Consider the following 13,749-nt stretch of genomic DNA (forward strand, 5'->3'; position numbering starts at 1 on the left):
TCTTATTGCGCCTGGATCCGCAGCTCGTCACTAGAACGGCTGATGTGGCCCAACAGGTTTTTAACGTCACTGGTTTTCGGCTTGATTAGCTTGAAGCGCTTCACAGAATCAGCAAAGTTCGTCAGCAGAGACAATGAGTGCTCGCTGCCCGTTTCTTCATAGTGCTGATTGATCAAACCACGTAAGTGCTCAGACAGTATGGCTTTATCACCGATATCCATGATTTCAACCAACTCAGGGTTAACACGGGCATCAAGGTCGCCGTTTTCGTCGTACAGATAAGCAAAGCCACCTGTCATACCGGCACCGAAGTTCACGCCTACCGGGCCAAGTACCGCAACGATACCACCGGTCATGTATTCACAACCGTTGTCGCCAATACCTTCAACTACTGCTGTAACACCAGAGTTACGTACGCCGAAACGTTCACCGGCTCTGCCTGCTGCAAACAGCTTACCGCCGGTTGCGCCGTACAGACAGGTATTACCCATAATGGCACTGTCGTGCGCGTCGAAGCTAATGTTCTTCGGCGGGTAGATAACCAGCTTACCGCCAGTCATACCTTTACCCACGTAATCGTTGGCATCACCTTCGATACGCATGTGCAGACCACCTGCATTCCATACACCGAAGCTCTGACCGGCCGTACCCGTGAATTGAATCTCAACCGGTACATCTTCCATATCGTGGTTGCCGTGATGTTTAGCGATTTCGCCAGACAACATTGCGCCCACAGAACGGTCAGTGTTACGGATTGGATAGCTCAAACGGATACCTTTGCCGTCACGCACTGCTTCACGGGCATCGTCAAGCATCTTCGCGTTCAGAACACCTTTATCCAGCGGTTGGTTGGTGGTTTCTGAACAGAACAGACGGGTATGTTCACCTTCCACCGGCGTTGCCAGCAGCGGAGACAGATCCAGTTTATTTTGTTTCGCTGAAATACCGTCAATCATTTCCAGTAAATCAGTGCGGCCTACCAGTTCTTCGAACTTACGTACGCCAAGGGCTGCCATGAGTTCACGTACTTCCTGAGCAATAAACTTGAAGTAGTTCATTACCATTTCCGGTAAACCGATGAAGTGTTCATCACGCAGCTTTTGATCTTGAGTTGCAACACCTGTCGCACAGTTGTTCAGGTGGCAAATTCGCAGGTATTTACATCCCAGCGCAACCATTGGGCCCGTACCGAAACCGAAACTTTCTGCACCCAGACATGCCGCCTTGATGACGTCCAGACCGGTTTTCAGACCACCGTCAGTTTGTACACGTACTTTGTGACGTAGACCGTTTTCGATCAGCGCTTGCTGTGTTTCAGCCAGACCTAATTCGAACGGGCTACCCGCATACTTAACCGAGGTCAGTGGGCTTGCACCGGTACCACCATCGTAACCTGAGATGGTGATAAGGTCGGCATAGGCTTTCGCCACACCCGTTGCAATGGTGCCAACACCTGGCTCTGATACCAGTTTTACTGAAATCAGTGCAGTAGGGTTAACTTGCTTAAGGTCGAAAATAAGCTGTGCCAAATCCTCGATAGAATAAATATCGTGGTGTGGCGGCGGTGAAATCAGGGTTACACCAGGTACCGAGAAACGCAGTTGCGCAATGTACTTGTTAACCTTATCACCAGGTAGCTGACCACCTTCGCCTGGCTTCGCTCCCTGTGCCACTTTAATCTGAATAACGTTAGCGTTAACCAGGTAGTGCGGTGTTACACCAAAGCGACCAGAGGCCACCTGTTTAATTTTAGAGTTCTTTTCTGTACCAAAACGGGAAGGGTGTTCACCACCTTCGCCCGAGTTCGATTGACCGCCTAAACGGTTCATCGCAATCGCCAGCGCTTCGTGCGCTTCCGGGCTGAGTGCGCCGATAGACATTGCGGCGGTATCGAAGCGCGGAAACAGATTCTCCGGCCCTTCAACTTCGCTGATGTCGATAGCTTCGTTCGGTGAATTCAGTTTCAGCAAGTCGCGGAAGTGCGAAGGTGCACGTTCGTTAACATGCTTTGCATAAACCTGATAATCGCTGTATTCACCGGATACCACCGCCGTTTGCAGTGTTTTCACCACATCCGGGTTATAAGCGTGATATTCACCATCGTGAACATACTTCAGCAGACCACCATGGGACATAGGCTTACGTTTCAGCCATGCCACACGGGCAAGGTTGATCGCATCCTGTTCGAAGTCGTCGAAACCGGCGCCCTGAATGCGCGATGGCACACCGTTAAAGCACAGATTAACCACTTCCTGATTAATACCAATGGCTTCAAACAGTTTCGCACTGCGGTAACTCGCCACGGTGCTGATGCCCATTTTAGACATGATTTTGTACAGACCTTTGTTGATACCCTTACGGTAGTTCAACACAGCATCTTTAACGCTGCAGGTCAGCTCGCCTTTTTCGCACAGTTGTTCAATGGTCTCGTAGGCCAGGAACGGATAAACCGCGGTGGCGCCAAGACCGATAAGCACAGCAAAGTGATGGGGGTCGCGGGCAGAAGCGGTTTCTACCACCACGTTAGCATCACAGCGCAGCGCTTTTTCTACCAGACGACGGTGAACCGCACCGGTAGCCATGGCCGCTGGAATGGTCAGTCGATCTTTCTTGATGTTGCGATCAGACAGAATAACGAAAGCGGCGCGTTTCTGTTTAACCAGATACTCCACTTCGTTACAGATGCGCTCGATAGCCTTACGCAGACCTTCTTCCTGCTTATATTGCAGGTCGACTTTCTCTGAATAGTAGTTATCCGGATTAAACTCACGCAGCTGTTTCAGGTCGGTGTAAACCAGCACCGGCGATGAGAACAATACGCGGTCGGCGTAACCCGAGGTTTCGCTGAATACGTTCTGCTCACGACCGATACAGGTGGCCAGCGACATAACGTGGTTCTCACGCAGCGGATCGATGGGCGGGTTAGTCACCTGCGCGAACTGCTGACGGAAGTAGTCATAAACGGTACGGGATTTAGAAGACAGGACGGCCATCGGGGTATCGTCACCCATAGAGCCTACAGCTTCCTGACCATCTTTCGCCAGAACCTTAACAACCTGCTGGATTTCTTCGTAGCTGTAGTTAAACAGCTTGTGATACACCGCCAGGGTGTCGTCATCAAACACCCGCTTACCCAGCAGGGATGAGTCCATCTGGTCGATAGGCGTTAAATGACGGATGTGCTTATCAAGCCACTCGCGATATGGGTGACGGTCTTTTAAATCGGCATCAATTTCGTTAGAGCGCCAGATTTTACCGTTGTAGGTGTCCACCGCAAGCATTTCGCCCGGGCCTACACGGCCTTTTTCTACCACATCAGCTTCACTGTAATCCCAGATACCCACTTCGGATGCCAGGGTAATGAAGCCATTTTTGGTGATCACATAACGCGCCGGACGCAGACCATTACGGTCGAGGTTACAGGCAACGTGACGACCATTGGTCAGTACGATACCGGCAGGGCCATCCCACGGCTCCATGTGCATGGAGTTGAATTCGTAGAATGCACGCAGGTTCTCATCCATGGTCTGGTTGTTCTGATACGCAGGCGGAACCAGCAGGCGCATAGCACGGAATAAATCCATACCACCGGCCAGGAACAGTTCCAGCATGTTATCCAGTGAAGACGAGTCAGAACCTTCTGTATTAACATAAGGCGCGGCGTCTTTCAGATCAGGAATTAACGGCGTAGAAAATTTACCGGTACGGGCCATTGCCCAGTCACGGTTACCTTTAATGGTATTAATTTCACCGTTATGTGCCAGGAAGCGGAAAGGCTGAGCCAGAGGCCACTTAGGCAGCGTATTGGTAGAAAAGCGCTGGTGGAAAACACAGATAGCACTTTTTAAGCGCTCATCGGCGAGATCTGCATAGAAGGCAGGCAGATCTTTAGGCATAACCAGGCCTTTATAAATCGTTACCAATCCTGACAGACAGGCAACATAGAAATCTTTGTCTTCTTCAAGACGTTTTTCGGCACGGCGGCGAACCATAAACAGACGACGCTCTACGTCGCGTTTACGCCATCCCGCAGGGGCGTTCACGAAAACCTGTTCGATTTGTGGTACACCGGTTAATGCCAGTTCACCCAGAATATCGTGATTTACCGGCACTTTACGCCAGCCAACAACGGTCAGGGTTTCTTTTTCCAGTTCCTCGTTGAGTACTTCTCTGGCAGCTTGTGCCAGCTCGTCATCCTGACTCAGAAAGATCATGCCTACTGCATATTTCTTACTCAGCTTCCAGCCGTTCTCATCGGCAATGGCCTTAAAAAAGGCATCTGGCTTTTGTAGCAGCAATCCACAGCCGTCACCGGTAACACCATCAGCGGCAATACCACCACGGTGCTGCATTCTGTCCAGGCCCTGGATAGCAGTCGTCACCAGTTCATGGCTGGCTTCCCCGTGAGTGTGGGCAATAAGACCAAAGCCACAGTTATCCCGGGAATCATTGGGATTATATAAACTCATCTTAAAACTCCTTCAACCTTCGACTGGACAAGGCATGTGTCGGATCGTCACCCGAGAAGGGCACGCATCTCAACAATATCGTGTAGACGTTAAATCAGAGCAGGAATAAACCATACTCCAAGCGTCTGTTTATGTCGTTAATTATTATTAGTAGGACGCCAGTCGTTATCCGCATTTTTATGCACTATTGCTTAGCGGGCCGTACAAAATACATACATTAGAATATAAAATCAAATGATAAAAATGACATGACGGCATCAATTTTACTTTTATTTAATAAAGCTGTTTTTTATCAGTTGCTTACGGTTTTAATTGGCCTGTTTGAATTTTGAGCTCGGCGCTCAAAAATCTACCGCTTTAGTACGTTTATACTAAAGTTTAACCCTGTCTACAGCTTTAAAATTGAATATTCATTCAGTTAATGTGGTTAATTATATGATTTTATCCGGTGTGGCTGAATGAATATCGTTTTGACGGATTTCTGAGGCTTCCGCACAAAAGTTGTATTTGTTTATTTAATATACGCGCCTGACGAGCGTTACGCAAAGTCAGCCGACGAATGTCGTCAAGTTGCTTCCTTTATATAGATGTGTCCTTCGATGATTATTATTGGCTAACAGGAAGTGCAACGCACAATTATGCACTCATAATTATGACACCTGTGGGTTTTACCTGCTGAAAGTGATATAAGTGCTTCAGGTTATAGTTTTAGTTATTTGTAGTACGGTTGCTATGCATCAAGACTCACCAAATGATTCCTGGGCGATAAAGTTTGCTCAGTTCATCAAACGTTTTGGCACGCTGAAGCTCAGCATGCTTTTTGTTGTGGTTACGCTGGTATTCACGTTGGGCGGTTCATACGTGATCCGTGTGGCGATGGGGAACGAGGTTCAGCCTGACGATTTTATTATCGCGGTAGTGCTGACCATGATGTCCGCCCCTTGGGTGCTTTACTTTCTTAGTGAGCTGGTAAAACAGTTAGAAACGTCTCGGGTTAATCTGAAAGAAGTGGTTAGCCAACTTGAGCGTCTACGCGAAGAAGATGTGTTTCTGAATCGAGAGTTGCAAAGCAACATTCGACAGCTCAATCATGAAATGGAACAGCGACGTAAGGCCCAGGATGATCGCGAAGCGGTATTCAAAGATCTCGAACGGGAAATTGAAGAAAAGTCGCATTCTGAGCAGCAAGCCAGGCATTTATCTACCTTATTACGCTCCATCATCGATGCATCACCGGACCTCATTTATTACCGCAATGAAGAAGGGCGTTTTGCCGGCTGTAACCGGATAGCAGAGATGCTCACCGGTAAAACCGAAGCCGAGCTGGTCGGTCTTACTCTGCACGACGTTTTCGAAGAAGAACTGGCTCGTCAGATTGTAGCCTCAGACCACGAAGTACTGGAAACCAATGAAAGTATGACCGAAGAACTGTGGTTACGGTTTGCTGATGACCGTCGTCGTTACTTCGAAATGAAACGGGTACCGTTCTTCGATAATGAAGGCAAACGTTTAGGTTTGCTGGCTTTCGGTCGTGATATGACCGAACGTAAGCAGGCAGAAAACGCCGCAGCCAAAGCCAGCACCGATAAAACCCGGTTTATTGCCACTATCTCTCACGAATTGCGTACACCGCTGAATGGCATCGTAGGGTTAAGTCGCATGCTGCGCGACACCGATCTCAGCGACGAGCAGTTCAGCTGGGTCAGTACTATTTATGCCAGTGCTATCACGTTGGGTAATATCTTTAACGACATTATTGACCTCGATAAGCTTGACCGCGACAAACTGGAACTCAGCCTTAAAACGGTTTCCCTGCGAGATTTCACCCAGGAACTGGCGAGTATCATTCGTTTGCTGGCTGCAGATAAGTCGCTGGAACTGATTACAGAGATTCAAGAGCCTCTGCCACAATTAGTGGAAGTGGATGGAACCCGGTTACGCCAAATTTTGTGGAACATTTTGTTTAATGCCGTGAAGTTTACGCAGAAGGGCAATGTGCGCTTGAGCGTGTCAGCCACAGAAGCTAAAGACGACATGACCATGGTGACATATGTGGTGGAAGATTCCGGTGTGGGTATTCCCGAGTCTGAAATCGACAAGATTTTCGCAATGTATTATCAGGTCGATCACCCTGACCACCAGTCGGCAACAGGTACCGGTATCGGTTTGGCCATCTGTAAGCAAATGGTTGATTTAATGGATGGTGATATCAGTGTAACCAGTCAAGTGGGTAAGGGCACCCGGTTTGAAATTACACTGCCATTACATATCTCCAAAGCGCCGATGCAGGTATCAAAACTGCTGGTAACAGATTTAAATATTCTGTTAGTGGAAGATATCGAACTGAACGTAATGGTAGCCAAAGCGCTGCTTGAAAAGCTCGGTCAAACTGTCGATGTGGCGATGACCGGCCAGGAAGCAATTGATAAAGCTCGTAACAACCATTACGACCTTATCCTGCTGGATATTCAGCTGCCTGATATGACTGGCTTTGATGTCGCCAATACCCTTCGCGACGAAGACTTAGTAATGGGGACTGCCATGGTGGCGCTCACCGCTAACGTGATTAAGAAGCGTGAAGAATATCTGCAGAACGGCATGGATGATGTTATTGCCAAGCCGATTAAGAAAAGTCGCGTGATTGAAGTATTCAATGCCCTGTTTACCGAACCGGCGGCACCACTGCATACCGAGGTGGAGAACAAGCCTAAAACGGACAACAGCAAAGCCTTATCGAACATTCTCGATATTGAGTTATTGCAAATGCTGGTGGATACCATTGGTGAAGACATGGTTCGTGCTAGCGTGAAAGTGTTCCAGGATAAAATGCCCGAGTACATGGAAATTCTGCAACTGAGTCTGAGTGCCGATGAAAAGTCTGAAGTCTGCTCACAGGCGCATAAGATTAAAGGCGCTGCGGGCTCGGTGGGGCTGTCCCGGGTGCAGCGAATTGCGAACCAGATCCAACAGGGCGACCATCCTGCGTGGTGGCAGAACGTGCATGACTGGGTGGAAGAACTACAAATGGCTGTGGCGCACGATATGAAAGCGCTGCACGAATGGCTTAATACACAGATGATTGAGGACTAGTCGTCATGACAACCATGGATGGTAGTGCTTTTTGTAATGGGCAGCTAGACACGGCCGCCTTACCATCGCTCGATAACCTTAACTACGAGCCGGTTTCTCCGGCTTATTGCAAAATGAATCTGATCATCACCACATTGATTTTCAGTATTCTACTTTTTATTGTCAGTGCTATCAGGTTTCAGCCTTTTGCTGAATTGCCTGAGGGCTTGCAACAAGCCTATCCATTTATTTGCGCCGGACTTCTCTTTTTTTGGACCTGGATCTTCTTTTACCACTGGTTCGCAGATCGACGAATAAAGTTCGCTTTACGGGAGCAAGACATCTCGCTCAGCGAAGGGCTGATTTTTCGTTCTGTGACGTGTCAGCCTGTGCTGCGCGTACAGCATATTGAGATAAAACGTGGCCCGGTAGACAGAATGGCCGGGCTGGCAAAATTGCAGGTCTTTTCCGCTGGTGGCGTAGCGCATACATTTGAAATTCCCGGCCTTCCCGTAGAGCAAGCCCAAAAAATTCGTCGATTCATTCTCGAGCACAAAGACGTCGGAGCACGTTAATGGATGCAGAACTGACTTCTCTGGCTACGGGAAAAAGCTGGCGACGTCTGGCACCTGTTGCGATCATCTATTTCATTGCTTCGAATATCGTTCAGTTTGTTCGCCAGTTCATCGTGCTTATTTCGGTAGCAGCCTATTCCGCAAATCAATTTGATTTTGTCGACTCTCCGTATTTCATCCCTGGCGCGGTGCTCGTCGCGGTCATTATTGTGGTGAGTGGCGTGGTCAATTATTGGTTTTATCAATACCGCATTTTGGATCAGCACATAGAAATTCGCAGCGGTATGTTAAAACGCAGAAACCTCAACCTGCCATTCTGGCGCATTCAAAATGTTAAAATTGAGCAGCCTTTTTACTATCGCCTCACCAACTATACCGTGGTGATTTTGGATACCGCGGGTTCAGGAAAAGAAGAAGCTAAAATCGTCGCCGTAGACCGGAATGATGCCAAAATTCTGCGTCAGGAGATCTTGGCAAGTGCGACTGTAAATAAAGCGGCTTCTGCGTCAGAACAGCCAACAGAGGCATCAGGTTCAGCGCAGGCTAGCGACGGAATGCAATGCGATGACGAGCGGGTGATCAATCGTCGCAGTTTGTTTGATCTGGTATTGCATGGGCTAACAAACAATCGAGTATGGATTTTTCTCGGTGCAGCAGCACCGTTTTATCAGGAAATTTCAGGATTTATTTTTGATTGGGTTGATTCACTCGGGCTTTCTGTTGATGCACTCTTCGCCGACCAGCAGGTAGCATGGTGGCAGATGGGCTTGTACGTCATTTCAACCATGATGGTTGTTTTTGGGGTCATGGCATTAATCTCTGTTGGCGGCTCGGTAATGGTGTATTACAACTATACGCTTACCCGTACAGCCGACCGTTACATTCGCCGTTCCGGGTTGTTTAGCTTGCAGGAAGTGAGTATGCGGGAAACCCGCGTGCAGATGATTTCTGTGAAGCAAGACTGGCTGGATTATCTGCTTAAGCGAGCGAACTTCTTTTTCGAACAGAATAAGACCGGTGCTAATCCCGAACAAGAGTTACACGCTACCAATAAACTGGTGGTACCGTCGGTGACTACGCCAGAAGCGCAAGCGCTCGCTGCCGATGCTATGCCAGACAATTGCCTGTACGACGCGCCTTATCAACCAATTAGTAAACGTTTTATCGGGCGCTGGATAGCACTCACCGCCGTGCCGCTATTTCTCTTCTTGACGGCGTTGAGCCTTGCCAATGATGATTTAAAACTGTTTTTCATTGCCATACCGGTACTGGCTATTCACTGTTTACTTATCTATTTACGCTGGCGGGCATGGGGAATTTGGCAAGACGATACCCATTGTTATGTACGCAAAGGCATCATTGGTATTGATAGATATTGTTTCGCGCTACACAAGGTACAGCAGGTTGGCGTTTCTCAAAGCGTGTTGATGCAGCGACGTGGATTAGCGAACATTCGCTATGTCTTGGCCAGTGGTGATATGGTGGTTCCCTATCTTCAATATGGATTCTGTGTAGACTTTGCCGATAAAGCATTGTGGGAAGTCGAAACCAAGCGCCAGTCATGGATGTAAACTGACGCTCAACTTACTAAGTTCATAAGGCGGGCTCAGCCCGCGTCCTCCAGTACAAACTCCTGTTGTTCTGTTTCAAGCAGCCAGGAACTGACTTTTTCAATTAATCGGGTATTTGCCTGATTAAATGTATGAATGTGTAGCCTCAACCATTTTGCAAACGGTGCTAACATTTCAGGGCTGTATTCAGCTGTTGTGTTTGCGAGTACAAAAAGATGTGCCAACGCCATGGTTTGCAACACGGGGCCGGCATTTCGGATAGCGGCAAATTCGACTTTAGCCAACGCAGGTAAGGAACAACTATCTGGTAGATTAAAAGCGGCGAGTTTCGTGGCCAGGTCTGCGGTTTTGCTGCCAAAACAATCTTCAATTTCTTCTGCGTCTGCATAGGCTTCTTGCAGTGGTCGGGAAAGCCAGGCTGCGGCCAACACATCGCGGTTATGGGGGAAGCCACTCAGAAGTTTTGCCAGCTCGCGGGGATGATGAATAAAGGATTCGCCATTATGACGGCGCAGATGTCCCGCCAATGCATATCTTCGTGCTGTGAAGAGTGCTGCCGAAGAAACAAAATCATCTTCAATCAATAGTGCCTGCATGTGTAACCCCTTAAACCTGCTAACGTGTTGAGTGTCGACGCGAGTTGTTACGTCGTTGTAAACAGGGATATCAAATAGCGTGCCTATTTTTTCGTCAATTCTCTGACAGCAGTAGGAGGGGGCAGTGAGTAAACAAAAAAGAGCCTGTGCGAAGCGCAGGCTCAAAGGTCCTTGGGAGGATAAATCTTACAGTTTTTCAATGTGGTAGCCGCGGGCCTCGAGTAATTCCAACACGTTGTCGTCGCCCACCAGGTGGCCTGCACCGACCAGTACCAGTTCCTGATCTTCATCGCCGAACATGGCTTCGATTTGACTGATCCAGCGTTTGTTGCGCTGTACCATCATTTCATCGAAAGATGCCGGAGACTCACGCTTCATTTTATCTACGGTCATTTCTTGTAAGCTTTCATAAACTGAGATGGCAGCGGGAACTCGGTAATGGGCAAAATGTGAATAGTGCCACCTACGTAAACCTTGTCTTCGCCTTTAGTGACTTTCCAGACCGATGAATGGTCCTTGTCGCTCTCACCCGCGAAAGCGGTATTAGCGAAAAGGCCCAGTGCGTAGATTGCAGTACGTATTTTTAAGTTTTTCATGAGTAGTTTTCCCTAACCGGTTTTAGTATTTGAATGATTGAGTAATGGTATCGATAACGGCGTGTTCAATTTCAGCCAGACGCTGTTGAAGTGTTTCGTTGACCTTTTCTTCGATTACATCAGTAAAGGAGCCAAACAGCGACTGTTCGGAAGACGGGTTTTGAGTTTGTAGTGCTACGTTGAGCGCAGTTTCACTATGCTGTTTCACTGCGCTGTTTTGATGAAAATAAATCACCGGTAAACTGACCCGGTAGATTCCTGTTAGAAATTGCTGACTCCACCAATTACTGCGATACCAGCGTCATCTCTTCAATTTTTGCTGCTTCTATTTCATCATCAGTAAATGCCACTGGCCGCAGGGCGGGTTGGGCGGAATACCAGCGGGTCTGGTCAAGGAAGTGATCGCTACCGAACACCCGTGACTGTGAGTAAGTGAGCAGGGCGCGAGCAGCAGGGTCGGTATCGGTAAAATTCACCACCATCATCCAGCTGCTGCCGTAATTAATCCGATAGCCTCCGGCTTCCGCGCTGATTTCAGACACATCATTAAGTGGCGCATAGCTGACTTGCGGTAGCAGGGTGGCGTTCTGTGGTAATAAGCCACTGGTATTGGGTACTGGCCGGAATACATTAAACCCGCCTTCCACATTATTGGCACCGCCCCAGGGCAGCCGCTCTTCGTCTGCTGTGCCATCAGGCTTGGCGCGTTGCACAAACTGTACTTCACCCAATGTCGCATCTGGTGCAACACCGGCAGCGTCAAGCACGGTAACTGCCCTGGCAAACTGCTCAAGGGTGGTGGCGTTGGTCACCAGGCCTGAAGGTGTGGTCAGCGGTAAACTGGCATCAAAGGCCACTTCCCATTGGGGATTAGTCTGGAACTGGTAGGCAAACTCCCGGAAGACCTGACCACCAACGCTGTCGGTATTCATGGTGCTGTCCCACAGCGCTAATGCATTACAGGCCGCTTCAATAACCACGCTTTCACCATCCATATCTACCGGTGTTGCACCTTGCGCGGTACACATGCTCAGTACATCGGTGAGGATCTCTTCTGCCAGATAACTGCGGTTACTCATTAGCAGGGTTTCCACTTCATCAGGAGTGAACAGACCGTCACTGCCACTGCCTTCCTCAAGTAACTTCTGGCCCATTCGGGAACGTAGTGTCTGCTGATCGTTCTCGCCACCGTAAAGCGGCGAGATGCCGGTGATGGGCGAATCCACATTGGTCAGCCAGTAGCTGTTATTGGAGTTTTGCACCGAATCATTGCCTTCGTATTTCGGTGCTGCCTCATAAGGCACCGGGCCGTCAAAATCAAATACTGATTGGTTTCCCGGCAACACGGTGAAGCCAGCCGCAGCTCTTGTCTGCACCAGTTCGGGCACGGTGGTGAGGGCTCCGATTGCCGTAGCTGATAAGTTCGGCACAGTAGAATCATCGATATAAAACACCTGGCCATCGGCAGACGCGGCCATAGTGTTGTTAAAGATCACGCCGTCGTAATCCATAAAAGCCTGTTTGAATTCGTCCATGCTGGTGGCCAGGTTCATCGCCATCCAGTGGTCGAGAATATCCAGGTTGGGCAGGTTGGCATCTTTAATGGCGAATGCCTGAGTTGCAGTCCAGTCGAAGCTGCCGGGTATTTCAATCATCGGTCCGTAGTTAGTGTAATACGCAGTCTTACGTACATTCACGGTCTGTCCGCCACCCACAGCGACTTCTATCACCATGTCTTTCTCTTCAATCGCCACGGCTTCGCCGTCAATTAGCTGGGTCTGGGCGTCGGTGTCAGTTTCATCCAGCGAAAGCTGGTACACCACAAAGTGTTCTGCCGAGGAGAAGGTATGGGTCCAGGCCACGTTGTCGTTGAAGCCGATATTCACTGCGCCAGGCAAACCAATGAGCGAAGCACCGGTTACGTTCAGAAAACCAGGCACGGTGGTATGAAACTGCCAGAATCGCAGACTGCCGGTATGCGGAAAATGGGGATTGGCCAGTACCATGCCCATACCATTTTCCGTTTTATCCGCTCCCAGCCCCCAGCCGTTAGAGCCGAGTTCTGACGGATTGGTATCAGGAATCGCTGAGGTGTGATTAATGTTTAACGTGAGATTCGCGCTTTCTGGCACGGGCGTAAAGTCTTTGCCGGGAGGAGCGGCTACAAACATGGCGCTCAAGAAGTTCGTCGCACCGGGAAGTACAGCAACCCCAAGAGAATAGGTGAGCAAATCGGTGGCGTCGATGGGGGTTACCCAAGGCTGTCCCGCACAGGCGGGATCTTGTTCCGCTACCGGCGTATCTTCAAGGTAACGATTGTAACCCGCAGTATAACCCTGATACATGGCCTGGCTGGTATCACTCATGGTCGACAATGATTCCTCGGCGATCTCGCGGATGCCTATCGTGAGGAAACCAAAGTCGCTGATCAGGTGGCTGCTGTCGCCGCTGCCGGGCACAAGGTCGGGACCATAATATCGGCTGCGCTGAGAGTTATAGCGCACAATCTGGTCGGCCAGAATACACAGGTTATCTCTGGCAAACGCATAACCCACCCCGTAAGACAGACTCTCCAGGTTGTCAGCGGTGATATGCGGCACGCCGTAGGTTGTCCAACGGATATTGGCTTCCAGCACGCCGTCGTCGTCAAAGGCGTCAAGAGATTGTGGCGGTTCAGGAAGTGGCTCGTCGTCATCGTCGCAAGCGCTGAGTAGCGTGAGGCTGAGTGCTGAAACTGTCAGCAGGGAAAGCAATCGAAAGGGGCGGTTCTGATGTCGTCCATAATATGACATGGGGTTGTCTCCGTTCTATGCCGGTTTTATAGAACAACAACCACACCGGTTAACTTAATGTTTACAAGCTTCCGAAGCAGT

Annotated in this window: 9 protein-coding genes; 3 read left to right on the forward strand and 6 right to left on the reverse strand. The window is 49.3% G+C overall.

The window, feature by feature from the left end; all coding sequences use genetic code 11:
• Positions 1–2 precede the first annotated feature (2 nt).
• The gene (gene gltB / locus ACXAGX_RS05360; RefSeq protein WP_474837043.1) at positions 3–4,469 is read right to left on the reverse strand and encodes a glutamate synthase large subunit; all 4,467 of its coding nucleotides are present in this window, start codon (positions 4,467–4,469) and stop codon (positions 3–5) included.
• Positions 4,470–5,201: 732 nt separating this feature from the next.
• On the opposite strand from gltB, the gene arcB reads away from it, so the two are divergent.
• The 3 genes from arcB to ACXAGX_RS05375 are packed head-to-tail and all read left to right on the forward strand — an operon-like array spanning position 5,202 to position 9,684.
• On the forward strand, positions 5,202–7,559 hold the full coding sequence (gene arcB / locus ACXAGX_RS05365) for an aerobic respiration two-component sensor histidine kinase ArcB (RefSeq protein WP_474837045.1): 2,358 nt from the start codon (positions 5,202–5,204) through the stop codon (positions 7,557–7,559).
• 5 nt (positions 7,560–7,564) lie between these two features.
• On the forward strand, positions 7,565–8,113 hold the full coding sequence (locus ACXAGX_RS05370) for a PH domain-containing protein (protein ID WP_474837047.1): 549 nt from the start codon (positions 7,565–7,567) through the stop codon (positions 8,111–8,113).
• Positions 8,113–9,684, forward strand: coding sequence for a PH domain-containing protein (locus ACXAGX_RS05375; RefSeq protein WP_474837049.1), 1,572 nt, complete (start codon positions 8,113–8,115; stop codon positions 9,682–9,684). Before ACXAGX_RS05370 ends, ACXAGX_RS05375 begins: the two co-directional genes overlap by 1 nt.
• Before the next feature lie 35 nt (positions 9,685–9,719).
• Here ACXAGX_RS05375 and ACXAGX_RS05380 read toward each other — a convergent pair whose 3' ends face one another.
• The 5 genes from ACXAGX_RS05380 to ACXAGX_RS05400 all read right to left on the reverse strand — a co-directional run bounded on the left by ACXAGX_RS05380 (position 9,720) and on the right by ACXAGX_RS05400 (position 13,668).
• On the reverse strand, positions 9,720–10,280 hold the full coding sequence (locus ACXAGX_RS05380; protein ID WP_474837051.1) for an HD domain-containing protein: 561 nt from the start codon (positions 10,278–10,280) through the stop codon (positions 9,720–9,722).
• Positions 10,281–10,466: 186 nt separating this feature from the next.
• On the reverse strand, positions 10,467–10,673 hold the full coding sequence (locus tag ACXAGX_RS05385) for a TraB/GumN family protein (RefSeq protein ID WP_474837053.1): 207 nt from the start codon (positions 10,671–10,673) through the stop codon (positions 10,467–10,469).
• Positions 10,670–10,876 carry a TraB/GumN family protein gene (locus ACXAGX_RS05390; protein WP_474837055.1) on the reverse strand — a complete coding sequence of 69 codons (207 nt, stop codon included), beginning with the start codon at positions 10,874–10,876 and terminating at the stop codon, positions 10,670–10,672. Before ACXAGX_RS05390 ends, ACXAGX_RS05385 begins: the two co-directional genes overlap by 4 nt.
• Positions 10,877–10,898: 22 nt before the next feature.
• Entirely contained in the window at positions 10,899–11,084 is a 186-nt protein-coding gene (locus tag ACXAGX_RS05395; protein ID WP_474820894.1) for a hypothetical protein, read from the reverse strand.
• Positions 11,085–11,160: 76 nt separating this feature from the next.
• Complete coding sequence (locus ACXAGX_RS05400) at positions 11,161–13,668, reverse strand: acylase (RefSeq protein WP_474837057.1); 2,508 nt, start codon at positions 13,666–13,668, stop codon at positions 11,161–11,163.
• Positions 13,669–13,749: the final 81 nt, after the last annotated feature.

This window comes from Alteromonas sp. ABV4_515 (assembly GCF_056160345.1).